Consider the following 26,135-nt stretch of genomic DNA (forward strand, 5'->3'; position numbering starts at 1 on the left):
GTCCGAGTTACAGGCTACATGCAAAAAAAACAACTCGAACAATGAAGGGATGGCTGGCTAACATTACTCGAGGCCCTTTATGGCAAACATAAGAAATAATGCACTATACTTATTGAGTTTGGTGGCAGGAATATTTCTATTTACCTCTGTGCATGCACAAACCCCTACCACTAAAGATACGACTTCCACTATTAATGCTCGAAATGAAACTTTCGAGGCGGCTCACCCAGATCAATACCATTCATGGAGAGCAACTTCAGAGCAATCCAACCGCGAAGATGCGCTCGCTGAAGATCCTCGCTTAGTGGTACTTTGGGCAGGATACCCATTCTCTCGTGACTATAACAAGCCACGAGGCCATGCTTATGCAATTATCGACGTTCGTGAAACGTTACGAACTGGTGCGCCAAAAGATGCTCAAGATGGCCCATTGCCTATGGCATGCTGGAGCTGTAAAAGCCCAGATGTTGCTAGGTTAATCCAAGAACATGGCGAAGATGGCTACTTTGAAGGCAAATGGGCAAAAGGCGGTCCTGAAGTTGTGAATGTTTTAGGTTGTGCCGACTGCCACAAAACAGATTCACCCGATTTTGCTAAAGGCAAACCGGAGTTAACTCTCTCACGCCCATATGCAGAACGGGCAATGGAAGCCATTGGTAAACCATTTGCTACAGCCAGTCGCTTCGACCAGCAATCCATGGTCTGTGGTCAATGTCACGTTGAGTATTATTTCTCTGGCGATAAAAAATCAGTGAAATTCCCATGGGATAACGGGACAAAAGTCGAGGATATGGAAGTTTACTACGATAATATCGGTTTTTCTGATTGGACAAACTCCTTATCAAAAGCCCCCATGTTAAAAGCACAGCACCCTGAGTATGAAACTTGGAGTGCGGGTATTCATGGTAAAAATAATGTGACCTGTATTGACTGCCATATGCCTAAACTGCAAAACGACAAAGGTGAGCTGTATACCAGTCATAAAATCGGTAACCCATTCGATAATTTCGAACAAACCTGTAGTACTTGCCATACTCAAAGTAAACAACAACTGCAAGATGTTGTCGCTGAACGTAAACACGCTATCCAAGAAATGAAAATCAAAGTTGAAGACCAGTTAGTTCGTGCTCACTTTGAAGCAAAAGCAGCTTGGGATGCAGGTGCAACCGAAGATGAAATGAAACCAATTTTAACCGATATTCGTCATGCGCAATGGCGCTGGGATTTATCTATTGCCTCTCACGGTATTCATATGCACGCACCAGATGAAGGTTTGCGTATGTTAGGTGGCGCGATGGATAAGGCTGCGGATGCACGGACTAAATTAGCTCGCTTGCTAGGTTCCAAAGGGATCAGCTATTCCCGATATTTCGACTAAAGAAAAAGCACAGCAAGCTATTGGTTTAGATATGCAAAAAATTAATGCAGAAAAACAAGAGTTCTTAAAAACAGTCGTGCCACAGTGGGATGACCAAGCCCGTAAAAATAACCTATTAGCCAAATAAACTAGATTCGCCCGCAACCTAAGGGCGATTTAACCAATGGAGTGAATATGAGCGTACTACGTTCGTTATTAACTGCTGGGGTGCTGGCAACAGGCTTATTATGGGCAGCGGCTGCATCCGCGACACCTCAGATTGCACAAGAAAATGCAGAAGGCCGTTGGGTTGTTACACCGCAGCGTAGCGCAGATAGCGCTTGCATCGACTGCCATAAACCTGACAAAGAAGGCATGCACGGCACGCACGCAGAAGTTATTAACCCCAATAATAACTTACCGGTAACTTGTACCAATTGTCACGGGAACCCTGGACCAAAACACCGCGAAGGCGTTAAAGATGTTATGCGTTTTAACGACCCAATGTACGGTGTGGAACAGCAAAATAGTGTGTGTTTGTCCTGTCACTTACCCGAACAGCTACAAAAAGCGTTTTGGCCACATGATGTCCACGTCACCAAAGTAGCCTGTGCTAGCTGCCATGACCTTCATCCTAAACAAGACACTATGAAGGTACTGACAGATAAAGGGAAAGTGAAAATTTGTGTCGACTGCCACTCTGATCAACGCAATAACCCTGACTTTAACCCAGCAGCGGTAAAATTGCGTAAGGAGCAACCATGAGTTGTTCTCGTCGTCAATTCATCATCTACTCAGGCGCACTGGCGGCGGTGGGGGGATAGCGAGTCATACTCTAGCGAATACAATGAAAATAGACGGGGTTCGCTACGGCATGATCCACGATGAAAACTTGTGTATCGGCTGTACGGCGTGTATGGATGCGTGTAGAGAAGTTAACCAAGTCCCCGAAGGTGTTTCTCGGTTAACGATTATTCGTAGTGAACCTATTGGTCAGTTTCCTGATGTTAAATATCGTTTTTTTCGCCATTCCTGCCAACATTGTGAGAGCGCCCCTTGTGTTGATGTATGCCCTACAGGGGCCTCTTTTATCGATAAAACAACTGGAATTGTGGATGTAAACCCTGACTTATGCGTAGGTTGTCAATATTGTATTGCAGCCTGTCCTTACCGTGTCAGGTTTATTCACCCCGTGAGTAAAACCGCCGATAAATGCGATTTTTGTCGTAAAACCAATCTAAAAAAGGGTAAACAACCCGCTTGTGTCGAGTCTTGCCCAACCAAAGCACTGACATTTGGTAATTTAGATGATCCTAATAGCGATATTTCGTTAATGCTAAAAGAAAAACCAACATACCGGTTCAAAATAGCGCTCGGCACACACCCCAAAATGTATCGAGTTCCCTTCAAATATGGGGAGGTTAGCCAATGACAACAGCTTCAGCTTTCCATTTTGAATCTCTCGTTTGGGATTGGCCAATTGCTGTTTATCTATTCTTAATTGGTATTTCGGCAGGGCTAGTCGTACTGGCGGTATTACTACGTCAGTATTACCCCAAAGCGGCAGGCAGTGACAGTACTCTAATGAGAACGACACTGATACTTGCGCCAACAACCATCATATTTGGGCTACTGATTTTGATCCTCCACTTAACTCGTCCGTGGACGTTTTGGAAACTGATGTTCCACTACAGCCTAACTTCAGTGATGTCGATGGGGGTCATGCTATTTCAGCTATATATGGTAGTTCTGGTTATTTGGTTAGCAAAAATATATGAAAAAGAGGTGATTACATTACAACAAAAGTGGCTCCCTAAATTCAGTTTTGTTCCTCGTATATTAAGCTTATTTAATCGCGTTGTACGCTTTCTCGATATCATCATGTTAGTACTCGCGGTACTACTTGGAGCCTATACTGGCTTTTTACTCTCAGCGCTAAAATCGTACCCTTTCTTAAATAACCCGATTTTACCCGCTTTATTCCTATTTTCAGGGATATCGTCGGGGATCGCAGTCGCGCTAATTGCTATCGCCCTACGTTATCGTAAAAATGTTCATAACCCTGAAAGTGCATTTCTACATAAAGTTGAAGGCTATGTGATTTGGTTAGAAATATTCCTATTAGCTGCATTTTTTGTTGGGTTAGCACTTGGCGATGACGGGAAGATACGTTCCTTAACTGCGGCGCTGGGTGGCGGTTTCTGGACCACTTGGTTCTGGATTGGTGTCGTCGGTTTCGGCTTCATTATTCCTTTAACATTAAAAAAATGGGCTGATAAAGGACTAGGGGCATCTCGAGTGTTGATTATCAGTGGTGCCAGCTTATTAGGTGTATTTTGCTTACGCTTTTTTGTGTTATATGCGGGGCAATTAACAGTTGCATAACTCATTCAATCATAAAGGTGATAATTGGAACTAATACTCCCTGAAATCGGCTTTCTCTGCCTTGTATTGGCTTTATGTATCGCTAGCTTTCAAGCTTTGAGTGGAGTTATTGGTCTCATCCAACACGTTCCGAGGCAAATGCCTCAGAACGTGCTTTGGACTTATTCACAGTTTTTTCTGCTACTTACTGCCTATATTTGTTTGACCGTCAGCTTTATCCAAAGTGACTTTTCCGTAGTATATGTTGCACAGCATAGTCATCGTTTATCCCCTTTATATATCAAGATTGCCGCAGTATGGGGAGGACATGAAGGGTCAATTTTCCTTTGGTTACTGTTTATATCGGCTTGGAGCGCATTATTTGCTTGGCGCTATCGCCAGCAAAATCATCTTGTCTTCCCACTGACATTAACCTTTCTTGCCATGATCAGTGGCGCTTTATTATGGTTCATTATTTTTTATTCAGACCCTTTTGAGCGGATTTTCCCACCCGCAATTGAAGGGCGTGATCTCAACCCAATGTTGCAGCATTGGGGGCTTATTTTACATCCTCCATTGCTGTATTTAGGCTATAGTGGGTTAATGGTTGTGACCGCCTTAATTCTCGCATCAATACTCACAGGCCAATTTAATCAAATCACGGCTTGGTTGTGTTGGCGTTTCACCGTACCAAGTTGGTGTATACTGACTCTCGGAATTACGCTGGGTTCATGGTGGGCATATAACGAATTAGGCTGGGGGGGTTGGTGGTTTTGGGACCCTGTTGAAAATGCATCACTACTTCCTTGGCTAAGTGCCACTGCCCTGCTTCATAGCTTATCCGCATCGAGGAAAACTGAAGGATATCGGCACTGGTCAATATTACTTGCCATTCTTACCTTCATCTTATCTTTATTGGGTACATTAATTGTACGCTCTGGCATTTTAATGTCTGTACATGCTTTTGCCCTTGATAATGTGAGAGCCGTTCCCCTATTTTTACTATTTAGTATCTTAAGCCTTATCGCTTTGTTTATTTATGGCTGGAAAGCAAAAAATGTAGAAAGTAAAACCGCTAAGGTGAATAAACGTGATACTTACTTATTATTAACATTAGTCCTATTTGCTACAGTATTATTTATTGTTCTTACTGGTACGCTTTATCCAATGATTTATGCCCTCTTTGGTTGGGGGAAAATTTCTGTTGGTGCGCCATATTTTAATCAAGCATTACTCCCATTCGGCATTTTAATGTTACTTATTATGGCATTAAGCGTGCTTAATCTACCGAAGAAAATCCCTTTCATCACCCAATGGCGATTTCCGGTTATATTGCTCCTCAGTACATTACTCAGTATTGTTCTATGGTCACACGGAATAATTATCGCCATTTCGTGTGGGTTTTTAATGGCTATTTTATGCATTTTTTGGTTACGTCCAATTCGTGTAATTAACCAACAATTACCCTCTCTTCTTGCCCATACTGGGGTAATTATTTTTGCTGCGGGTATTGCCCTTTCCGTTGGTAGCCGGCAAGAAATTAGTGTCAACCTTTCCATTGGGCAGTCTGTTTCTTTAGCAGATTATCAGTTCCAATTTAAACAGCTTAAACTCCTTGCTAAGGGGAATTACACAACTGAAAAAGCCGTTATACAAGTTGCCCAAGCCAACCACCCCTTACACCAATTAATTACTGAACGCCGTTTTTATACGGCACGTCAGCAATTAATGATTGAACCAGGAACCTATTGGGGCTGGGTACGTAATTGGTATGCTGTTTTAGGGGAGAAAACAGGTGCAAATAGCTACGCAATACGCTTTTATGTGCAAGATGGCATTCAATGGATTTGGGGAGGTGCGTTATTTATGTGTTTTGGGCTGCTAATTGGTTGGGTAAAAGGAAGAACAAAGCATGAATAAAGCTTTAGTCACTTTCATTTTCTTATTTGCTTCGTTTATGGCTAAAGCACAAATTGTAGACGTGTGGCAATTTAATTCGCAGGAAGAACAAGACTATTCTTTGCAAATTGCCTCATCACTACGTTGCCCACAATGTCAAAATCAAAATTTATTAGAGTCAAATGCCCCTACTGCGGTCAGTATGCGGCATCAAGTATTCAAAATGGTAGCTGAAGGTAAAAATAAGAGCCAAATCCAACAATATATGACTGATAGATATGGCGAGTTTGTTCTTTATAACCCACCGCTAACGCTAGGAACTGCTTTATTATGGGGATTGCCCATCATTGCTCTGGCGGGGATTTTAAGTTTAACATTCTACTTAACTCGCCGACAAAAATATCATTATCGCCATGATAGCGCCGAAGTAACCCAAACTACAAAACAACTTTTAGTCTCCGTGACTGATGAATCTCCTTCTCAACAGAAACGAAACACGGTGTTTATCATTGTATTATTCTTCGCCATTATTGGTTATTTCTTTATACCCCGCTTTGAACTGACGTATCGCGAATATTTACGTATCTCTGATCCTCTTTTATCATTCACTCCGTTACAACAAGAACAAAATGACTTGTTACGTTTACAAAATGATATTCGTCAGTCACCTGAAAATAGTGAACTATGGGCAACACTTGGTGAATATTATTTATATCAAAACAGCTATGACAACGCACTAATCGCTTATTATCGAGCACTAAAATATGGCGATGAGAATGCACAAATATACTCCGCAATTGCAACTGTATTATATTATCAAGCAGGGCAGCACCTGACTCCAGATGCCCATGCTGTAATTAATAAAGCCCTAGCTCTTGATAACAATGAGGTCACAGCCTTAATGCTAGTTGCTTCTGATGCATTTATGAATGCAAATTACGAGCAAGCAATTGATATTTGGCAAAAACTATTAGATAGCAATAGCTCCCGTATTAATCGTTCACAACTAATTGAAGCCATCCATATGGCAAAAATAATGGGAAATAAAAAATAATTAAAATATATAAAATTAATATCTTTACATTAAGTGTTAATACATACTAAATTATCACTATAGTAACAAATATACCCCCCTAATTAATGTCAATTCATTTTAATATGTAATTTTTCGTTTCTTACTGCTCATCATTATTTCATCTCTATATTACATTAAATAATTTTATGCTACATTCGCTATATTAAACTCCTAAAATTAAACCTGTGTATAATAACGTAAGTAAAATTAACGCTCTTAATCTTACTTATATACGATTAAACATTTTTCTTTTACGATGTTATTTTAGGAATGTAAAACAATCACATAAGAAATAAAAAACATGAAAAATAAAATATTTTCATTCTTGGTTGTTGGCCTTATTGCTGGCGCGTCCTTTATTGGCGGTGTCGCAAGTAACTATACACCTGATCTAGATATTATTGAAAAATCACAAAAAGCAGTTGAGGATTTTTTAGTTGACCCTAAAACAGCAGAGTATAAAAATGTTAAATATCATGAGATAAGAGAAACTCTTGACCACGGAATGTTAGGTTATGTTTGTGGAGAAGTACTCATTTTTACCAGTCAAACACCATATTCATTTAAACGTTTTATCGTCAAAACATATCGTCATGACGATGGTCGTAATGTTGTCTCTATCCCAATTATTGATGATAAAGACAAAGAGTTCCCTAATGATGATTTTAATATAATATGGGGTAAATATTGTAATAATTAATCCGCCGGATAAAAATACAATCAAGGTTAAATTTAACACATTAATAATATAAAAATAATATTTAAATTACGTCTAAAACCATCACTCAATCTTACACATTTCAAACGAAATAAAGTATGTTGTTTTTATATTGATTCAATTACATATAATAAAAATATAATAAATGGTCGAATAAACCAGCATAAACAATATTCTCATATTCTCAACTTGTTTATTTCTGCATTCAAGATAAGTTAGAATTAAGATGAGCACTATATGTTAATTTTCTATCTACCTCCATATACTATAGTGCATACATCTGCTTAAGAAAGGTTAAAAATAGTTCCATAACCTTAATCACACAACTGACTTTGAGAAAAGCGAAGTCATGCCTATCTTATGATTTTCTAATCTTGCAACGTTAAATTAACTAGCTATTTTGGTAGTAATTCTTGATTGCTTGATATAAAGTCACAACCCTTTTTTTCAAGGTTACTATTTTGGAGGCGAGATGTTTATAGGCTTTGATTACGGTACATCCAACTGCGCTGTCGCAATCATGAAGGACGGAATACCGACACTATTACCATTAGAGGGCCATAGTAAATATATTCCATCAACACTGTGTGCGCCAACAAGAGAATCTGTATCTGAACACCTATTTCGTCATTGCAAAATCACACCTTCAGATGAAATTGGGCAGCAAATATTAAGAAGGTCGATAACTTTTAATCAAGATGAAGGGGTCGATTTAATGCCTGAAGATATTGTTTTCGGGCAAGCTGCCTTAGATTTATATTTAAGTGACCCAAGAGATGTTTATTATGTAAAATCACCTAAGTCGTTTTTAGGCGCTTCCGGGCTTCATGAAACACAAATTAGTTTTTTCGAAGACCTTGTTTGCGCCATGATGAAAAATATCAAAGATACTGCTGAACATACCTTACAACAAGTTATAGACGATACAGTGATTGGACGGCCAATTAACTTCCATGGTCGCGGTGGAGAATTAGCTAACCAGCAAGCAGAATCCATATTATATCGTGCCGCAAAACGTGCAGGCTTTCATCATATTACATTTCAATTTGAACCTGTCGCTGCTGGCCTTGAATATGAATCAACTTTAAATAGTGACCAAATAATCCTAGTTGTTGATATTGGTGGCGGAACAACTGATTGCTCATTAATTCAAATGGGGCCAAGTTACCGAACCGCACAAGATAGAACCCCTTCCTTATTAGCCCATAGTGGCCAAAGAGTGGGTGGAAATGATCTTGATATCTATATTGCGCTAAAACAATTGATGCAACTTTTTGGGATGGAAAGCCAGTCGCTTTCAGGTATTAAAATGCCATTTTTACAGTTTTGGAACCCAATTGCGATAAATAATGTTGAAGCCCAAAAAGAATTTTATTCGCGGCAAAACCTTTCAGCGCTGACTCGATTAAAACAAGAAGCAAAAGAGCCTAAAAAATTGGCTCGCTTACTAGAAGTATATAACGAAACCCTTGGGTATAGCCTTGTCCGTAAAGCTGAAGAGGCGAAAATTGCCTTATCTGAAGATGCTAATTATTTAGCTAAAATTGCGCTATTGAATGAAACGCTTGAAGTTAATATTCAACGAGAGCATTTAATTGAATCAATAGAATCACCAAAGAATAAAATGATTGAACTAGTTAAAGAGGCTGTCAATCAAGGGGGAGTGCAACCTGATGCTATTTACATTACGGGGGGAAGTGCTCGCTCACCCATATTGCATCAAGCTATCTCCCAAGAATTGCCTAATATCCCTATCGTACGCGGAGATGATTTTGGTTCCGTTACCGCAGGGCTAACTCGCTGGGCTGAAACCTGTTTTAAATAAAAACACATTATTTTCTAAGTGACTACTTACAATAAAAGGTAATGTTTAACATTGCCTTTTAACCTTACTTCTTCAGTTGCTGGTAGTCACATGAAAATTAATAATATTCTCAAAAAATTTAAGCTAACAGATATTAGTCAGATCGAAAGCATCTATCCTTATTCGCCAGTATATAAAATACATAAGAATAATCATGATTATGTACTAAAACAGACTTGCTCTAATATTGATGATGCCAACAGATTAGCAAGCTATTTATCCAATTTAAATAATAAGAAAATAAATATTGTCACACCAATTTCAGTAGTTACCCCAAATCCACAAGAAATAAATAATGATGTTTGGGTGCTCTATCCGTTTATTAAAGGAAGTAAATATAGCGCTTCTACACATGAAATTATTGAAGCAGGCCGTTTACTGGGGAAAATACACTCGGTTTCCTCTATCAATAATCAAGAAAAACTCAGTGAGTATAATGAATATGAGCTTGAGGATAGCGATATAATCAATGATATCAATATCATACATGACCATTGTATAAAGCATAAATTAGCTATAGATATAAATCAGTTTAAAAGATTAATGCTAGAGACTATTGAAAACCAATCGGTTTTAAGAAAATATAATTTACCCGCTGTTGCTACGCCTTATGACTACAAAGCTGATAATTTAATTTATTTAGAGTGCAACCAAGCCTTTATTATAGACCCCGATAATGCAACTTATATTCCTAGGATTTTCGATTTAGCCTTAACATTGTTACTTTTCCATAATGTATTAGAAACAGCACCAAATCGTATTTTTACTGTAGATGAATGGGAATTGTTTAAACTCGGTTATTCTGAATTCATTACAGTTACCCCTTTTGAAAAGTCTTGTTGGCAACAAGCTATCAAACATTTATTTTTAGATGAAGTGATTTGGTTAATGTCTGATTTTGAACAAGGATGGGAAAATACACGGCAACGAAATTTATTTATTTCATTGTTATCATTAATATTAGATGAAAAATTGTTAAAAAAATACACGCTATAATTTAAAACAGCACGTTGCTAGATAATATGGATGCCGCTCAAAGCGGCATCCATAAGAAAATTATTTTTTAACTTTATGTACAATATCAAAGTACTTATCTTTGTTATCTTGCTCTGGATAAATACGATAAGTATATTCTTCAGGTGTTACAGTGACATTTTCTACAACACGAGTAAATAACACTTCCCCTTGATCATTTTTTGCAGTTAATGAGCGGGTTTTTCCATTCTCATCAAATGACCAATCACCTTTCATTTTTGGTTTCCCATCAAATGTAGTCATATTAAAGGTGCCATCTGGATAATATTCAGCTAAGCCAAAGAAGTTAGAAACTTGCTTATCATCGGCACTGACTTCTTTTTTGTTTTGGTCTAAAGCTTCCGTTGTTGTCCAGACTTTACCAACCATGATTTCTTCGTAAGCATTTAATTTATGCTCAGCATTTTGTGATTGCGTTGCTGCTGGAGCCGTAGCGGCTTGAATACCAAATGACATTGTAGATACAACAGCAAATAATGTAGGTACTAATAGTCTTTTCATTTTATTTCCTTTAACTAACAAGCTCAAACAAGCATTTGATTTAACTTAAGGGTAACTACATAAGACTTATTATCATAATGTTATTACGTTTATTTACATGGAAATGTTTTGTTACATACGAGGAGGAGTTCTAAATAAATTACAGTTATACCAACAATTACAAATTAATTAGAATAAATATATTCAATCCTAACTATTTAACAATTTATTGATCAACCAATATCCCGCTTTACCCGGTGGATTATGCTTAGACCACACTAAATCTACATTAATTTTACGCGGCCATAGGTCATAATTAAGGCTCACCAATAGACCATGACCGAATTGCTTGACTAACCAAGTGGGTAGTATTGCCCAGCCAGTCCCTTGTTCAGCCATTTCTAGTAACAACAAATAATTGGGAGCCAGCCAGTTTTTTTCGCTGTTAATGACGGTTTCACTGCTGCTACTTAACCGTAGTTGACGTGTCGTCGTGAGATGTTGATAGGTAATTTGTTTTTCTTTTGCTAACGGATGGCTAGCTAACACATACAACCCTAGCTCCCCTTGAACAGGTAAACGTGAAAATGAAATATCAGCAGGATATTCGATTCGTGACTCCATCATGCCAACATGAGCCTGCTGATTTTGGATCATTTCAATGACATCATTGTTTTCGGCTATTAAGAATTCAAATTCAATATGAGGAAATTGTCTATCTAATATTGTTAATACATGCTCTGCGTGTGGAGGTTGATAAATATCTGAAAAAGCACAACTTAACCGTGGTTCAATATCAGGTGACAATTCAACTCTCAAGGCTTGTAATCGTTCATCAGCTGATAAGATATCCTCAACTAGACTTAATACCTTTCTTCCAGCAAAAGTCAGTGTTGATTCACGCCCTTGCCTATCAAATAAAGCAAACCCCATATCATCTTCAAAACCACTAATAGTCGTACTCACTGTCGATTGGCTTTTATTAAGCTTTCTCGCTGCCGCAGAGAACGATTTCAGTGCAGCGGCTTCCACAAAGGTACGCAATGTTTCTATAGAATAGTTCATAAGGTATCGATTTTTCCGATGGCTGCCATTTTGTATATATATATAAAATAGCAAATAATTGCACCTGTTTTTTTTATAACATATTAGATAGCTATATATTTGAGGTAGTTATGAGCAAGCAGACAAAAACATTAACTGAACGAATTTTTCATGCAGTTTCATTTGAAATCATCGCAATCGCGATAACTGCTCCGGTCAGTGCATGGATTTTAGGACGCTCAATTTTCCAAATGGGTACCGTCGCGATTATATTATCGACACTCGCCATGTTATTAAACCTATTCTATAACATGCTATTTGACCTCTACTGGCCTCTTTCTAAAGGGCTACGCCCAACTAAAGTACGTATTGCCCATGCTGTTGGTTTCGAATTAAGTTTTGTGATCCTCGGCCTACCGATACTGGCAGTACTCCTAAAAATGACTTTATGGGATGCATTTTTACTTGAGATTGGCTTCTTCGCTTTTTTCTTATTTTACACTTATGCATTTAACCTACTCTATGACATTTTGCGTGACCGTTGGTTTACTAACCAAGAAAACCAATCAAACTCGATTAAGCCAGCCATAAAACGTACATAGTTCAGCAACGACACCGAACACGAAACATGTTCGGTGTCGTTGTCAAATAGTGACCCGATATTAGCTATCATTGCAAAAAACTTTGGAGAAATGGATAGCCATGAGAAAGCAGCGGTAGCGCTTAGTTTTACACAGAATAACCAATCCTCTGCGACAATTTATGCCATGGAACAACATTTAATCCGGAGTAAAACTAAATAAGATAATAAGATACTATTAACAGTCATAATTTATCATATAAGTCATTTCATCAAGGTTTAGTTATTTGCTAAGCCTTTTTGTTTTAATAGAGAAATAAATATCCCCACTTTATCTGCTGTTAATTACTTTAATGACACTATAAAACTGAGAAACCACGACGTACCTCACGATAATGACAACAACTTGCATTTGCAATTGATAATCATTAACATAAAATAAAACATCATATTATCTTATGATTTATAACCAAATGAATTCTTTTACCCCTTATAACCTTAAAGCAATGTTAGCAATTACTTATCTTAAACACGTTTAGCCGTTACCTTTTTGGCTTTAACTGAAAGAATACCGAGGTCTTATGATGAGTCAAAAACTACTTACTTTTATTCTGTCGATAACATTGCATATTTTAGTTATCGGGTATTTTATTTATATAACGACTCAATCATTATCTCAATCTCAGAAAAACCAAGCGTTGCAGGATGCTCCAGTTATTTCTATTGCACTGACTCAGGCCGCTCAAGAAACTCAACCTGAAGAAATAGCACAAGCCCACGCTATCCTTAGTAAAATAAAGTTAGACACTGTGGTGGAAAAAGCCACTATTGTCGTCCCTAAAAAACAAAAAGAAATAAAAAAAACCGTCAAAGAACCGGTTAAACCAACAACATCTACAATGGTTAAAAATACAGAGACGCCTAAGAAGCCAGTAGAGAAAAAAACACCTCTACACACTGAAATTGCCCAACAGCAAAAAGCAGGTGGTCAAGTGACGTCCTTATCCTTGGGAAATAAAAGCCACAAAACACAACAAGCCCCTAGTAATATAGACAGTCAATTAATAAGTTCCTATCGTGAAAAATTACGTCAAGAAATTGAACGCAATAAACAATATCCACGTAGAGCTAAAAAAATGAAAAGTCGAGGTGTCAGCACAGTTCAGTTCCAATTAAGCCAAACGGGAGAAATTAGTTTAGTACGCTTAGCGAGTAGTTCTGGAAACGAATTATTAGACAATGCCGCATTAACAGCGGTACAAAAAAGCCGCTCAGTAGGTAAGCCACCAGCGGGCTTTGCTCAATCAATTACCCTTAATATTGAATTTAATTAACGCTAAATAAAGCTAATAACCCGCTATCGTGATATGAGTTACTATGCTGTTAATGCCTGCAATATATTGAATAGTGAACAGCCTGATTATCATTGGGTTTAGCTGTTTGGCTTTACTATACATAAAAATGAAAAAACCGTTGAGAATAGGCTTTCTAATGCTGTTTTATTAATCGTGTATGATGAACTAATCAGTAGTGAAATTCTCTACAGGCTACAGATGATTGTTGCCAAGGCTATTGCGGGGTAATCATTACCTAATACTGTTTATATAGAACGAGAAAAAGCTTATTTCTTGTTATCATCGACAAAAGCCTGATGTTTGGTTACGATCGGCTTAAAAAGCGAAATCAATATATCAAGTGGATCAATATGGAACAAAAACTACTGGCGGATTTTTCACTTTGCGCACAAACTCTTGGCGCATTATTTAGTTATAACCCTTCTGATGCCCGTGTAAATAAATTAATTCACTTATTTAGCTCAAGTGAATGGCAATCTGAGTGGCCTTTCAATAATATCTATGATTGCCAACGTATTGATAAACGCTTTCAAGATAGCTTAAATGAGCAAGAAACATTACAAGAAGCTTATCAGCGCTTATTTATTGGCCCTGATGCGCTTCCCGTACCACCTTGGGGCTCTGTTTACCTTGATAAGGAAAATAGTGTTTTTGGTATATCCACCCTTGAACTAAGGGCTTGGCTACGCAATAACCAAATTAATATTGAATTAAATCAAAATGAACCAGAAGATCATATTGGTTTATTATTGTTACTCACTGCTTGGGTTGTTGAAAATAAACCCGAGCTATTACGGGGCCTATTAGAAATGCATTTGTTACCCTGGGCTTATCGTTATTTAGAGAAAATGCAATTACAAAGTGGCCATGCTTTTTATGAAGCAACTGCACTATTAGCGAATGAAACTTTAAAATACATACAGCAAGCTATCCAATTAAATCCGATAAATAAAGAAATTTACCTTTAGTTGTTTCAATAGCTATTTGAATAGAAAATAAATACGTGTGAATAATAGCCCTAAATCAGGGTATATTTAGGGCTATTATTATACTATGGGTGTTTTTTAGGTATATGGTAGGCATCATTTAAGAACAGGATAATTTTGTCCAAGTCAGAAATATAAGCAGTATTATTGTAAACCCCCGTTTGATGTACCGAACTAATCCCTTCAGGCAATACCAGCACAGGCAAAGATTGGTTCACATCCCCGATAACAGTGATCAGTTCTTGTCTAGGTTTTTCAAAACCAATATAGACCACATCAATAAATTCCCTTAAATTAGTGTTCTTAGCAAGAATGCCTTCTAACATTGTGCAATCAGGGCAATAAAATACTTCACCTTCATAATTTTTATCTGAAAAACCCATATTTAAAAGATATAATTTACATTTCATAATGTTACCTAATTGAACTGATGAGTAAACCAAAATAAACTATTAGGCATTATTGTTACTTTATTTGAGCAAGTGCAATATCAACATCTGCAATAATGTCTTCAATATCTTCACAACCTAATGAGAAACGCAAAAGCCCTTCAGTAACACCTTGTAATAGGCGTTCTTCTTCAGGTATGCAAGCATGAGACATGATCCTAGGATAAGAAACGATAGATTCTATCCCCCCTAAACTCACGGCAACTAATGGTATGCGAATTGTATCTAAAAATAATTTCACATTCTCATAACTGCCTAAATCAAAAGAAACAACCATTCCCCCATTTTTAGATTGCCGCATATGAATATCATAATTTGGATGAGAGGGTAGACCTGGATAAAATACTTGCTCAACTTTAGGATGTTTATGCAAATATTCAGCAAGCTTTTGTGCGTTTTCACTAGATCTTTCAACTCGCATCGCCATCGATTTCAACCCACGCATGGTTAACCAGCTATCAAAAGGTGCAGCAATACTACCAATAGCTACCGCAGATTTATGTAGCAATTTAGCATATTCGGGGTTGTTTGTTGCTGCCGTTCCTAAAATCACATCGCTATGGCCATTAATAAACTTTGTAGCGCTATTAATCGAATAATCAATACCTAATGAAATCACATCAGACAATAACGGTGTCATAAACGTATTATCACAAATTGTGATGAGTTGCTTTTCTTTTGCAATACGGATCACTGAGATTAAATCTATCACCTGTAATGTTGGGTTTGATGGAGTTTCAATATAAAAAGCCTTGGTATTCTTTTTAATTGCATCCGCATAATTTTGCGGGTTTGTTGCATCAACAAATGTCACTGAAATACCATATCTTGGTAAAAATTCAGTCATTAATTGAAACGACCCGCCATAAATACTTTTGCAAGCAACAATATGGTCACCATGGCTAAAACTCAACAAAATAGCACTAATTGCTGCCATTCCGGAGGAAAAAATTTCAGCATACTTGGCATTTTCAATCGCACAGATAGCATCACTTAATGCATCTCTAGTAGGGTTAGAAAAACGTGAATAAATATAGGAATAATTTTCTTCAATATCCGATTGAGAATAAGTCGATGATTGATATAACGGAATAGACGAACTTCCAGTATATTTATCTGTCATCGGGTAACCATGTATAACTTTGGTATTAATTTTCATAAGTAAATCGCATTATTAATAAGTATATTTAAATACTTGCCACATTAATTTCAGAGTAAGCAAACATAGCGGGTGAACCGCCAGTATGAATAAAGAGTAATGGCTGATTGCCACCAATCGTTTCTTTTAAAATATTATCAATTAACCCTGCCATTGCTTTGCCTGTATAAACAGGGTCAAGTAAAATCCCTTCTTTTCTCGCCAATAGTTCAACTGCTTGTTGGCCTTTATCATTAGGCATTCCATAACAAGGGGCAAAATATTGATCCCATAATTTAATTTCAGGTAATGCTGAAAGATTAAATTGCACGGCAAGTTGATTAAGTAAATATTCAACTTTAGGTTTTTGTTGTTCTACCGTGCGAGAAACTGTAACCCCTATGACTGGGGTATGTGGTAAAAACGCTTGTAAACCAACTGCCAACCCCGCATGTGTTCCAGCACTCCCTGAGGCCACAATTACAGCCGCAAACTCGATTTCTTTTGGTTTTTGCTGCACAATTTCTAAAGCACAATTGACATAACCTATTGACCCTAATACGTTTGAACCACCTACAGGAATAATATAACTACCTTGCAAATTTAGTTTTTCAATAAGTTCCTGCAGTTGTGTATTTGGGTCTGTCAGTTCATCACAAAAATAACAATCCGCATTAAATAAGTCGGTTAGCAGCTTATTTCCATTATTCAAAAATAGTGAATTATGGCTTCGTATTGGGTTTTCTAATAGTGCAACACACTGTAAGCCATACATTGCAGCAATAGCTGCTGTTTGGCGAACATGATTAGATTGAATAGCCCCCGCGGTAACGATAACCTTGGCTTTTTTACTCAATGCATCTGCAAAAAGATATTCTAATTTACGAAGTTTATTTCCCCCCATAGCAAGGGGGGTCATGTCATCACGTTTAATATAAATATCACGGCCTAGATACTCTGAAATATTATGTAATTTCATTAAGGGAGTTACCCCATGAAGTAAATCTATTTTGGTAATAGCCGAGATTTTTTCTTGAAAATTCATTTTTAACGTATCCCGCTAATAAGTAAAACCTAAATAGAGATAAACCATTAACGCAAAGACAGCTGTTACGGTGGCATAAGGCATTTGAGTACGAATATGTTCAATATGGTCGCAATCCGTTGCCATTGAAGCCACAATCGCATCACTGGATATTGGAGAAGTCATATCGCCATAAATAGAACCCGCAATAGCTGCACCAATCATATATTCAATAGGCATACCGACGGAAATCCCTAGTTGAACGCCAATCGGGATCATAATGGCAAATGTTCCCCATGATGTTCCCGTTGCAAGAGACATCACCGCACTAATTAAGAAAATAAACCCTATTGAAAATGCAGGTGAAATAACCCCTGATGTAATTTCTGCAATATAGGCCCCGGTATTTAAATCTGAAGATACGGTCCCCATTAAAAATGCCAAAATCATCACAGAGCTAATTTTGACCATGCTGGCATAGCCGATATACAGTTCTTTAAAAAAAGTCTCAATGTTCAATACACGACGAGCTAAGAACCAAACAAAAGAAACTAAAGTTCCAAACATGACGCCCCAATATACCGAAGTTGAGCCACTACCTTTGCTAAAATCGCCATTACCAGTGATATAAAGCGCAAGAGGTACCATTAATACTGTAGATAGAATAGGAATAAAGAAATTAAGGGATGTATGGCAGTTAGGGTGGTCAATAATATCTTCATCATCCTGTTCTGTTTCTTCTGCCGCCAACATTGTCAAAGCCTGTTCTTGCGCACGTAAATCGGCTTTTTTCATTGGCCCCCAAGATGTATTAGAGAAGATATAAAACAATACTGATGCTAAAGAAAACCACGCCATGATATTAAATACCATTGAGCTCGCTAAAATTTCAAATGGTTCTCCTGTGATGAAACCTTTGGATATTTGTACGCCAATCACCCCCATCATTGCCGCCCCCCAACCGTTAATCATGGCTGAAGAACAAACTGAAACACAGGATGTTTGAACAATATATGACATTTTCTCAGGCGATACGCCGTATTTTTTAGCTAGTGTTTTAGTTGAAGCCCCTGCGATTAATTGATTAATCGAACTTTCGATAAAAATTAATGAGGTTATAATCATCGCCATTAATTGAACGGCTTTTTTATTTTTAATTAATTTTGTTTTATTCGTTAATAACCTAACCAGTGATTTTACGCCCCCAGTAACAACAACCAGTCGCATAATACCGCCAATCATTACCATAAATAGAATTGTTTTTGTATTCCCTGGTGAAGCAAACGTATTAATAATACCATCAAGTGTCCCATTCACACCTAATAATATATTGTGATCATGTATAACGGTAAAACCGACTAATATTCCCAGTAATAATGATAATATAACTTGTCGTGTAAAAATGGCTAAAAGTATTGTCACCATTGGCGTGACAATAGTCCAAATCCCATAATCATTCATTAGATGCTCTCTTATTATATTTTATTGTGATTTTAATAAATTAAGATAATGCGTTTTCTAAATCATTTAATAAGTCAGTAATATCTTCAATGCCTACAGATAAACGTAATGTCGTATCATAAACACCAATACTTTCTCTTTCTTCTTTTGTCATTGAGCCATGGGACATAGTTGCAGAATGATTCACCATACTTTCTACACCACCAAGAGACTCAGCTAATACAAAGTACTTCACTTTAGATAAGAAATACTTTGTATCTTCAATATCGCCTTTTAATTTAATCGTGACGACCGCCCCACCAGTACGCATTTGTTTTTTACATAGTTCATATTGTGGATGCGAAGACAGCCCTGGGTAATAAACTTGTTCAACCTTTGGGTGTGTAGATAAATATTTTGCAACTTGTTCTGCGTTACAGCATTGTGCTGACATGCGAAGTGCTAATGTTTTAAGTCCACGTAAAGCTAGATACGCATCAAAAGGAGAAGCAATCGCGCCTAGTGTGGTTTTCAAAAAATCTAGACGATTCGCTAGCTCATCACTCTGAGTAATCACTGCACCACCAATTAAATCAGAGTGGCCACCTATATATTTACTCGCCGATAGCATCACTAAATCAGCACCTAATTCCAACGGTTTTTGATTCCATGCCGTAGCGAATGTATTATCAACACAAGTTAAAATATGATGCTTTTTAGCTAATGAACAAATTGCTTTAATATCAACTAATTCTAATAATGGGTTTGTTGGGCTTTCTATCCAAATTAAACGGGTGTTTTCTTTTATTTTTGCTTTAACTTCTTCCAGATTATTAAGGTCAACATAGTCTATTTGGTGCCCACAATTTAATGTTGAGACGCGTTCAAATAACCTAAACGTTCCACCATAAACCCCTTTCATCGCAATAATATGCGAATCTTTAGGTAATAAGTTTAATACTAAGCTCGAAGCGGCAACACCTGAGGCGGTTGCCGTTGCATAAACCCCACCTTCAATTTCAGCTAGTAAGGTTTCATATGCATAACGTGTTGGGTTACTACAACGTGAATAACAATATTCTCCATGATCTGTTAAGCTTTGTTGAACAAAAGTACTGGCCGTTGTAATTGCAGGGAAAATAGCGTGATTAACTGCATCTTGCTGCTTTCCACCATGAATTAAAATTGTAGCGATATTCTTAGTCATTATCTAAACCCAGTAATAGTAAAATAAAGAACGATATATTTATATTTGTTGCTAAAAGGAATATGCCACAGAGAAATAGAAAATTTTTTCTAAAAATTGATGACATGTTGCAAATTAAGAGAAAATTTTTCTAAACTGAGTTTAATAACATTAAAAATCAATAAATTACTATAATTACAATAAATGAGTTCAGCGTCACAATATTATTATTTAGTCACTTAACGAATAGAAAAAAGGCAGCAAATAAGCTATAACCAATTAAAAACAAACAATAAATGTATGTGAGAAGTTAAATATATCAGTGTCACATGTAATCAATCAGTATCAATATTTAAATAAATTTAACTTATTTCTTAGGGGATTTGCTTATTCCCCCTCTATCAATACTACTGAACATGGGTTTAAGAGAATTTTATTCTCTTTGCTTTAAAATTAAAATAGATCATTGGATTAACTATTCTAGTTAAGTATTCAGAATTAAAAACAGACAGCGCAACGCTAGGATAGTATCATTAGCATCATTAGCCTTTTATTCTATTTGAGATTTTATAGTGACTTCATTTGCTGACCTTAACGCTCTTTCTGCTGAACAACTTTCTAACCTACAAGAATTAGGTTATCTCAGTATGACCCCTATCCAAGCCGCCGCCCTTCCGCCAATCCTTGCCGGAAAAGATATTCGAGCACAGGCTAAAACGGGGAGTGGCAAAACCGCAGCGTTTGGTCTGGGGTTATTGCAACATATCGATGCTAAGTTGTTTAAAACACAATCATTAGTCTTATGCCCTACTCGTGAACTCGCAGAGCAAGTGGCAAACGAACTACGTCGGCTAGCACGTGCAATTCCTAATATTAAGATTTTAACCCTGTGTGGTGGCGTCCCATTTAGCATACAACGGGATTCCCTCGCCCATGCTGCACATATCATTGTCGCAACGCCGGGCCGTTTACTTGACCATTTAAACCGTGAAACCGTTCAGTTAGATGCTTTGCAGACTCTAGTGTTAGATGAAGCTGATAGAATGTTAGATATGGGTTTTATGCCTGACATAGAAACCGTGATTGATTACTCCCCAGTGAATCGTCAAACCTTATTATTTTCAGCAACTTGGCCAGATGAAATCGCACGTATCAGTCAGCAAATCCAGCACGAACCACAAGCTATTGAAATTAATAGCATTGACGAATTACCCGCTGTCGAACAACAGTTCTATGAAGTTTCACGTCATGGGAAGATAGCCCTATTGCAAAAATTATTAAGCCGTGAGCAACCTGCATCCTGCGTAATTTTTTGCAATACTAAAAAAGATTGCCAAGCCGTATTTGACGCTCTAACAGAGAGTAAACAGAGTGTTTTAGTACTACATGGTGACATGGAACAACGTGACCGCGACCAGACTCTAATACGTTTTGCCAATAGCAGTAGCCGCGTTTTAGTCGCAACAGATGTTGCTTCCCGTGGGTTAGATATCAAAGCATTAGAAATGGTGATTAACTATGAATTGTCATGGGACCCAGAAGTGCATATTCACCGCATTGGCCGAACTGCAAGAGCAGGAGAAAGCGGCCTAGCAATTAGCTTATGTGCACCTGAAGAAGCTCAACGCGCTAACGTGCTCGAAGAAATGCTAAATATGAAGCTCAATTGGCACGCTGAGCCTGAGGGGCTTCATATCACACCATTAGAAGCAACAATGGCAACATTGTGTATTGATGGCGGCAAAAAGGCCAAAATGCGCCCAGGCGATATTTTAGGAGCACTAACTGGTGATGTCGGTTTAGTAAGCGATGATATTGGTAAAATTGTTATCCATCCTACCCATGCCTATGTTGCCGTCAAACGCTCTGTTGCTCAACAAGCATGGAAACAATTGCAACAAGGGAAAATTAAAGGCAAAGCGGTTAAGGTTAGGTTACTAAAATAATATTGGGCAATTTGTGTTTCCTTCCGCAATAAAAAAGGAAGGAAACACGCTATTTGTTTTATGATACGGCTTTATTATCTTGTGGCAGAGCTGATTTAGGCAACCCAAAAATTTTATCGAAAGCCCAATTAAAAAAGAAAGTATAAATTGGGATAAAAATAATTAATGCAAAATCAAGTATTAACGCCTGTAAAAGACTAATCGAGAGCCACCATGCAATTAACGGTATTAAAAAAATTACCAGTGTTAATTGAAATAATATGGCATGCACAAACCGGCGCCTAAAGGTTCTAATTCGTGATTTTTGTTTTGACTCCCAATATTCAAACCCTGTATTAAAAATAAAATTCCAACTAACAGCAATCGTAGTTATCACCAATGCTAATGGCCCTGTTGTTCCCGCTGAATTCCCTGAAAGAAAGGCCAGTGCTAGCGCTGAAATCACCCACCCAACAACTTCATAGATAGTAACAAACACAATTTTCCGTTTAATTCCCTGCATATCTCCACCTCTAAATATATCGTCATCAATAGGTGGTAAAATAAATATAATTCAATGATAATAAAAGTCAGCTACTATCAATTTTATTGAAAGGTCTACCATGTCATTCAATAGTGACAATCTTATTATTTTCCTCACTGTTCTAGACAAAGGCTCATTTTCTGCCGCTGCAAGATCATTACAACGAGTCCCCTCGGCAGTCAGTATGGCAATAGCTAATCTTGAAGCAGAATTGGGTTTTGAGCTATTTGATCGTCACTCCCGTGAGCCCAAACCGACAGAGAAAGCCCTTTCATTAGCCCCCTATGCACGCCATATTATTGAAAACTTATCACAACTTAATACATTTTCCAGAGAGTTGACCCAAGGGGTAGAAAGCACTCTGGCTATAGGTGTTGCGGCAGGTATTAATTCAAATATACTCTTTGATGCTCTACGTGTTTTAAGCCAACGATATCCCTTGTTACATATTGAACTTGTCACCGCGCCCCAAGATGACCTATTACCACTACTACATAAAAAACAACTCCAGCTCGCTATTGTATTTGGTGGAATACATGTTAACTCTCAAGAACAATTTCATTATATTGGCGAGGAGTCTATTATTGCGACTATTTCGACAAAGCACCCTTCTTTGCAAGAAAGAACTTCACTTTATATTGAAGACCTCGTCGAAAGCCGACAAATTATTATTGGTAGCCGGCAGCACGAGCTCAGTGATATGCGCATTGTTGTTTCCAGCAACTATTGGAAAACAGATAGCTTTTCCCTAGCACTAGGCTTAGTCGAAGGGGGCATGGGCTGGGGGAATTTTCCCTTGTCCCTGATTAAAGATAAGCTAGCGACAGGGACTTTAAAGCCGTTACAGTTTAAAAATACGCCTAATGGTTTGAAGCTCCCTATTCATGTGGTTAGCTTAAAGAGCCATGCACTTAAACGCGGCGCACAAGAATGCATTGAATTACTGAAAAAAACACATCTTACATAAAAATTTTCATGACCCCTTCTGACTTATTTCCTTAAATTAAATTGCTTTTTAATAGATTAATTATTTTAATACCACCAACGAAAACGTTTGCTTTTTATTTTTCTGGCTATAAAATGCGTCGGATTTTTTTGCCCTGAAAAAATAATTGGAGACTATCGTGAGCGAAGATAAAAATTATAGTCATGGCCCCGTGCCCATATCCGCGCGAAAAGGCGGGCTAGCATTAACCTTTGTAATGCTAGGATTAACCTTCTTTTCCGCCAGTATGTGGACCGGAGGCGCTCTTGGTACCGGTCTTGATTTTCATGATTTCTTCCTCGCAGTACTCATCGGTAATCTTCTTCTTGGTATCTACACCGCATTTCTTGGTTTTATCGGTTCTAAAACTGGCTTAACAACCCACCTCCTTGCACGCTATTCTTTTGGTATCAAAGGTTCTTGGCTTCCTTCTTTCTTATTAGGCGGCACCCAAGTCGGCTGGTTTGGTGTTGGAGTTGCTATGTTTGCAATTCCTGTCGGGAAAGCTACTGGTTGGGATATTAATTGGCTAATTGGTATTTCAGGGGTCTTAATGACGGTGACTGTTATTTTCGGTATTTCTGCACTTACGGTTCTTTCTGTCGTTGCTGTCCCTGCTATCGCCATACTGGGCAGCTATTCCGTTTATCTTGCGGTTACTGATATGGGGGGCATGAATGCTTTACAATCAATTACCCCGACAAAACCAATTGATTTTAACCTTGCATTAGCCATGGTCGTAGGGTCTTTTGTGAGTGCAGGCACATTAACTGCTGATTTTGTTCGCTTTGGTCGTAGGCCAAAAATCGCCGTCCTCGTCGCCATTGTTGCCTTTTTCCTTGGTAATTCATTAATGTTTATCTTTGGCGCGGCAGGAGCCGCTTCATTGGGTATGGCAGACATTTCTGATGTTATGATTGCTCAAGGACTTTTATTACCCGCAATTATTGTTTTAGGGCTAAATATATGGACTACCAATGATAATGCCCTCTACGCATCTGGCTTAGGCTTTGCAAATATTACGGGGCTATCCAGCAAAACCTTATCTATCATCAACGGCTTAATAGGTACTTTATGTGCTTTATGGCTATATAATAATTTTGTTGGTTGGCTCACTTTCTTATCTGCCGCTATTCCTCCAATTGGGGGAATTATCATTGCAGATTTCTTAATGTATCGTCACCGTTATAGCACCTTCGATAGCAATAAAATGCGTGATGTTAACGTTAGTGCATTATTGGCCGTTGCTGCTGGTGTCATTGCAGGTAATTATTTACCTGGGATTGTCCCAGTTAATGCCGTGCTCGGTGGCGCATTATGTTACGCTGTTCTTAACCCATTATTAAATCGCCGCCGCACAACAGACTCGGAGATGACACGTGCTTAATCAAACTTTCAAACATATTCATAATGCCCATTTAGCAGAACGTGATGGACTATGGCGCATTGATATCGAAAACAAAAAAATTCAAGCCATTGTGCCACAACCCGCCGGGGAAATATTGCCTGAAAGCTTGGATGCTGAAGGTGGTTTAGTGACTGCTCCCTTTGTTGAGCCACATATCCATTTAGATACAACGCAAACTGCTGGGCAACCTAGCTGGAACCAATCAGGCACCTTATTTGAAGGTATTGAGCGCTGGGCTGAACGTAAAGCAATGTTGACTCACAATGATGTTAAAAGCCGAGCGTGGCAAACATTAAAATGGCAAATTGCTAATGGAATTCAACATGTTCGTACCCATGTGGATGTTTCTGACCCCACATTAACAGCCCTGAAAGCCATGTTAGAAGTTAAGCAAGAAATCGCCCCTTGGGTCGACTTACAAATTGTCGCCTTTCCACAAGAAGGGATTTTGTCATATCCAAATGGCGAAGCCCTATTAGAGGAAGCATTACGCTTAGGCGCAGATGTGGTAGGAGCAATTCCACATTTTGAGTTTACCCGCGAGTATGGTGTTGAGTCGTTACATAAAACCTTTGCACTGGCTCAGAAATACGACCGCTTAATTGATGTGCATTGTGACGAAATCGATGACGAACAATCACGCTTTGTGGAAACCGTAGCCGCATTAGCGCATGCACAAGGGATGGGGGCTCGTGTGACTGCTAGTCATACAACTGCCATGCATTCCTATAATGGCGCTTACACTTCGCGTTTATTCCGTTTATTGAAAATGTCAGGGATTAACTTTGTCGCGAACCCACTCGTCAATATTCACTTACAAGGCCGATTTGATACTTACCCTAAGCGCCGTGGTATTACACGTGTTAAAGAGATGCTAGCAGCAGATATTAATGTTTGCTTCGGTCACGATGATGTATTTGACCCTTGGTATCCTCTCGGTACAGCAAATATGCTGCAAGTGCTACATATGGGGTTACATGTTTGCCAGTTAATGGGTTATCAACAAATCAATGATGGGCTGAAGTTAATTAGTGAATACAGTGCGCGTACATTGGCTTTAGCTGACTATGGTATTGGTGAAGGGAAGCGGGCTAACCTGCTAGTTTTACCTGCCGAAAATGGTTTTGATGCGGTACGCCGACAAGTCCCTGTTCGCTATTCTATCCGTGATGGGCGTGTGATAGCCAATACTCAACCTGCGGTAACACAAATCCAGCTTGAGCAAGCCGAAATTATCAATTACGGTTATTCAGATCGAACTAAATAAGTTATTTAGCCG

The 26,135-nt window shown here is 38.2% G+C and carries 23 protein-coding genes and 2 pseudogenes; 17 read left to right on the top strand and 8 right to left on the bottom strand.

Annotated features, from left to right (window positions below; all coding sequences use genetic code 11):
- The first annotated feature begins 79 nt into the window (after positions 1-79).
- The 9 genes and pseudogenes from nrfA to RB151_RS15580 all read left to right on the top strand — a co-directional run bounded on the left by nrfA (position 80) and on the right by RB151_RS15580 (position 10,273).
- Positions 80-1,505 (top strand): annotated as a pseudogene (gene nrfA, locus RB151_RS15540) (ammonia-forming nitrite reductase cytochrome c552 subunit).
- Positions 1,506-1,552: 47 nt separating this feature from the next.
- On the top strand, positions 1,553-2,122 hold the full coding sequence (nrfB, locus tag RB151_RS15545) for a cytochrome c nitrite reductase pentaheme subunit (protein ID WP_042845222.1): 570 nt from the start codon (positions 1,553-1,555) through the stop codon (positions 2,120-2,122).
- A pseudogene (gene nrfC, locus RB151_RS15550) lies at positions 2,119-2,789 on the top strand (cytochrome c nitrite reductase Fe-S protein). Before nrfB ends, nrfC begins: the two are co-directional and overlap by 4 nt.
- Positions 2,786-3,742, top strand: coding sequence for a cytochrome c nitrite reductase subunit NrfD (nrfD, locus tag RB151_RS15555; RefSeq protein WP_071548303.1), 957 nt, complete (start codon positions 2,786-2,788; stop codon positions 3,740-3,742). Before nrfC ends, nrfD begins: the two are co-directional and overlap by 4 nt.
- Before the next feature lie 24 nt (positions 3,743-3,766).
- Entirely contained in the window at positions 3,767-5,641 is a 1,875-nt protein-coding gene (locus RB151_RS15560) for a heme lyase CcmF/NrfE family subunit (protein WP_042845225.1), read from the top strand.
- A complete protein-coding gene (gene nrfF, locus RB151_RS15565; RefSeq protein ID WP_042845226.1) occupies positions 5,634-6,674 on the top strand; it encodes a heme lyase NrfEFG subunit NrfF in 1,041 nt (346 codons plus the stop codon). Before RB151_RS15560 ends, nrfF begins: the two co-directional genes overlap by 8 nt.
- Before the next feature lie 322 nt (positions 6,675-6,996).
- A complete protein-coding gene (locus RB151_RS15570; RefSeq protein WP_042845227.1) occupies positions 6,997-7,395 on the top strand; it encodes a hypothetical protein in 399 nt (132 codons plus the stop codon).
- 490 nt (positions 7,396-7,885) lie between these two features.
- The gene (gene yegD, locus RB151_RS15575; protein ID WP_048607984.1) at positions 7,886-9,238 is read left to right on the top strand and encodes a molecular chaperone; all 1,353 of its coding nucleotides are present in this window, start codon (positions 7,886-7,888) and stop codon (positions 9,236-9,238) included.
- 90 nt (positions 9,239-9,328) lie between these two features.
- A complete protein-coding gene (locus tag RB151_RS15580; RefSeq protein WP_071548304.1) occupies positions 9,329-10,273 on the top strand; it encodes a phosphotransferase in 945 nt (314 codons plus the stop codon).
- Positions 10,274-10,333: 60 nt separating this feature from the next.
- On the opposite strand, the gene RB151_RS15585 is transcribed toward RB151_RS15580, so the two are convergent.
- Both RB151_RS15585 and RB151_RS15590 read right to left on the bottom strand, forming a co-directional pair.
- Positions 10,334-10,813, bottom strand: coding sequence for a DUF4822 domain-containing protein (locus RB151_RS15585; RefSeq protein WP_071548305.1), 480 nt, complete (start codon positions 10,811-10,813; stop codon positions 10,334-10,336).
- Between the two features lie 189 nt (positions 10,814-11,002).
- Positions 11,003-11,857: a LysR family transcriptional regulator gene (locus RB151_RS15590; RefSeq protein WP_042845235.1), complete on the bottom strand. Its 855-nt coding sequence runs from the start codon at positions 11,855-11,857 to the stop codon at positions 11,003-11,005.
- Positions 11,858-11,967: 110 nt separating this feature from the next.
- Here RB151_RS15590 and RB151_RS15595 point away from each other — a divergent pair, with 110 nt between their 5' ends.
- The 4 genes from RB151_RS15595 (at position 11,968) to dmsD (ending at position 14,739) form a co-directional block, all read left to right on the top strand.
- On the top strand, positions 11,968-12,438 hold the full coding sequence (locus tag RB151_RS15595; RefSeq protein WP_042845237.1) for a multidrug/biocide efflux PACE transporter: 471 nt from the start codon (positions 11,968-11,970) through the stop codon (positions 12,436-12,438).
- Positions 12,439-12,471: 33 nt separating this feature from the next.
- Positions 12,472-12,639: a hypothetical protein gene (locus RB151_RS23360; RefSeq protein WP_155405740.1), complete on the top strand. Its 168-nt coding sequence runs from the start codon at positions 12,472-12,474 to the stop codon at positions 12,637-12,639.
- Between the two features lie 358 nt (positions 12,640-12,997).
- Positions 12,998-13,750, top strand: coding sequence for an energy transducer TonB (locus tag RB151_RS15600; RefSeq protein WP_042845239.1), 753 nt, complete (start codon positions 12,998-13,000; stop codon positions 13,748-13,750).
- 371 nt (positions 13,751-14,121) lie between these two features.
- Positions 14,122-14,739, top strand: coding sequence for a Tat proofreading chaperone DmsD (dmsD, locus tag RB151_RS15605; protein WP_042845240.1), 618 nt, complete (start codon positions 14,122-14,124; stop codon positions 14,737-14,739).
- Between the two features lie 83 nt (positions 14,740-14,822).
- On the opposite strand, the gene RB151_RS15610 is transcribed toward dmsD, so the two are convergent.
- From RB151_RS15610 to RB151_RS15630, 5 genes are all read right to left on the bottom strand, one after another.
- Positions 14,823-15,167 (bottom strand): DUF3088 family protein, encoded by a 345-nt coding sequence (locus RB151_RS15610; protein WP_052219313.1) that lies wholly within the window; start codon positions 15,165-15,167, stop codon positions 14,823-14,825.
- A 55-nt stretch (positions 15,168-15,222) separates the two neighbouring features.
- On the bottom strand, positions 15,223-16,329 hold the full coding sequence (locus RB151_RS15615; protein ID WP_197679463.1) for a trans-sulfuration enzyme family protein: 1,107 nt from the start codon (positions 16,327-16,329) through the stop codon (positions 15,223-15,225).
- 64 nt (positions 16,330-16,393) lie between these two features.
- Positions 16,394-17,389, bottom strand: coding sequence for a D-cysteine desulfhydrase (locus RB151_RS15620; protein ID WP_071548307.1), 996 nt, complete (start codon positions 17,387-17,389; stop codon positions 16,394-16,396).
- 15 nt (positions 17,390-17,404) lie between these two features.
- Positions 17,405-18,829 carry a Na+/H+ antiporter NhaC family protein gene (locus RB151_RS15625; RefSeq protein ID WP_042845248.1) on the bottom strand — a complete coding sequence of 475 codons (1,425 nt, stop codon included), beginning with the start codon at positions 18,827-18,829 and terminating at the stop codon, positions 17,405-17,407.
- Positions 18,830-18,869: 40 nt separating this feature from the next.
- Positions 18,870-20,015 (bottom strand): trans-sulfuration enzyme family protein, encoded by a 1,146-nt coding sequence (locus tag RB151_RS15630; protein ID WP_042845250.1) that lies wholly within the window; start codon positions 20,013-20,015, stop codon positions 18,870-18,872.
- Between the two features lie 551 nt (positions 20,016-20,566).
- On the opposite strand from RB151_RS15630, the gene dbpA reads away from it, so the two are divergent.
- Complete coding sequence (gene dbpA, locus RB151_RS15635; protein WP_048607997.1) at positions 20,567-21,940, top strand: ATP-dependent RNA helicase DbpA; 1,374 nt, start codon at positions 20,567-20,569, stop codon at positions 21,938-21,940.
- A gap of 58 nt (positions 21,941-21,998) precedes the next feature.
- Here dbpA and RB151_RS15640 read toward each other — a convergent pair whose 3' ends face one another.
- Entirely contained in the window at positions 21,999-22,442 is a 444-nt protein-coding gene (locus RB151_RS15640; RefSeq protein WP_042845253.1) for a PACE efflux transporter, read from the bottom strand.
- A 100-nt stretch (positions 22,443-22,542) separates the two neighbouring features.
- On the opposite strand from RB151_RS15640, the gene RB151_RS15645 reads away from it, so the two are divergent.
- The 3 genes from RB151_RS15645 (at position 22,543) to RB151_RS15655 (ending at position 26,123) form a co-directional block, all read left to right on the top strand.
- Entirely contained in the window at positions 22,543-23,430 is an 888-nt protein-coding gene (locus RB151_RS15645) for a LysR family transcriptional regulator (RefSeq protein ID WP_042845255.1), read from the top strand.
- Between the two features lie 157 nt (positions 23,431-23,587).
- Positions 23,588-24,835, top strand: a complete 1,248-nt coding sequence (codB, locus tag RB151_RS15650; RefSeq protein WP_042845257.1) for a cytosine permease — start codon at positions 23,588-23,590, stop codon at positions 24,833-24,835.
- Positions 24,828-26,123 (top strand): cytosine deaminase, encoded by a 1,296-nt coding sequence (locus tag RB151_RS15655; RefSeq protein WP_042845259.1) that lies wholly within the window; start codon positions 24,828-24,830, stop codon positions 26,121-26,123. The genes codB and RB151_RS15655 overlap by 8 nt, the downstream gene beginning before the upstream one ends.
- Positions 26,124-26,135 lie beyond the last annotated feature (12 nt).

The organism is Providencia rettgeri (assembly GCF_001874625.1).
GTDB classification, from domain to species: Bacteria; Pseudomonadota; Gammaproteobacteria; order Enterobacterales; family Enterobacteriaceae; genus Providencia; species Providencia huashanensis.

Excerpts from the sequence above, each read along its gene's own strand:
- nrfB (WP_042845222.1), top strand. The coding sequence starts at position 1,553 with ATGAGCGTACTACGTTCGTTATTAACTGCTGGGGTGCTGGCAACAGGC.
- nrfD (WP_071548303.1), top strand. The coding sequence starts at position 2,786 with ATGACAACAGCTTCAGCTTTCCATTTTGAATCTCTCGTTTGGGATTGG.
- nrfF (WP_042845226.1), top strand. The coding sequence starts at position 5,634 with ATGAATAAAGCTTTAGTCACTTTCATTTTCTTATTTGCTTCGTTTATG.
- RB151_RS15570 (WP_042845227.1), top strand. The coding sequence starts at position 6,997 with ATGAAAAATAAAATATTTTCATTCTTGGTTGTTGGCCTTATTGCTGGC.
- yegD (WP_048607984.1), top strand. The coding sequence starts at position 7,886 with ATGTTTATAGGCTTTGATTACGGTACATCCAACTGCGCTGTCGCAATC.
- RB151_RS15580 (WP_071548304.1), top strand. The coding sequence starts at position 9,329 with ATGAAAATTAATAATATTCTCAAAAAATTTAAGCTAACAGATATTAGT.
- RB151_RS15585 (WP_071548305.1), bottom strand. The coding sequence starts at position 10,813 with ATGAAAAGACTATTAGTACCTACATTATTTGCTGTTGTATCTACAATG.
- RB151_RS15590 (WP_042845235.1), bottom strand. The coding sequence starts at position 11,857 with ATGAACTATTCTATAGAAACATTGCGTACCTTTGTGGAAGCCGCTGCA.
- RB151_RS15595 (WP_042845237.1), top strand. The coding sequence starts at position 11,968 with ATGAGCAAGCAGACAAAAACATTAACTGAACGAATTTTTCATGCAGTT.
- RB151_RS15600 (WP_042845239.1), top strand. The coding sequence starts at position 12,998 with ATGATGAGTCAAAAACTACTTACTTTTATTCTGTCGATAACATTGCAT.
- dmsD (WP_042845240.1), top strand. The coding sequence starts at position 14,122 with ATGGAACAAAAACTACTGGCGGATTTTTCACTTTGCGCACAAACTCTT.
- RB151_RS15610 (WP_052219313.1), bottom strand. The coding sequence starts at position 15,167 with ATGAAATGTAAATTATATCTTTTAAATATGGGTTTTTCAGATAAAAAT.
- RB151_RS15615 (WP_197679463.1), bottom strand. The coding sequence starts at position 16,329 with ATGACAGATAAATATACTGGAAGTTCGTCTATTCCGTTATATCAATCA.
- RB151_RS15620 (WP_071548307.1), bottom strand. The coding sequence starts at position 17,389 with ATGAATTTTCAAGAAAAAATCTCGGCTATTACCAAAATAGATTTACTT.
- RB151_RS15625 (WP_042845248.1), bottom strand. The coding sequence starts at position 18,829 with ATGAATGATTATGGGATTTGGACTATTGTCACGCCAATGGTGACAATA.
- RB151_RS15630 (WP_042845250.1), bottom strand. The coding sequence starts at position 20,015 with ATGACTAAGAATATCGCTACAATTTTAATTCATGGTGGAAAGCAGCAA.
- RB151_RS15640 (WP_042845253.1), bottom strand. The coding sequence starts at position 22,442 with ATGCAGGGAATTAAACGGAAAATTGTGTTTGTTACTATCTATGAAGTT.
- RB151_RS15645 (WP_042845255.1), top strand. The coding sequence starts at position 22,543 with ATGTCATTCAATAGTGACAATCTTATTATTTTCCTCACTGTTCTAGAC.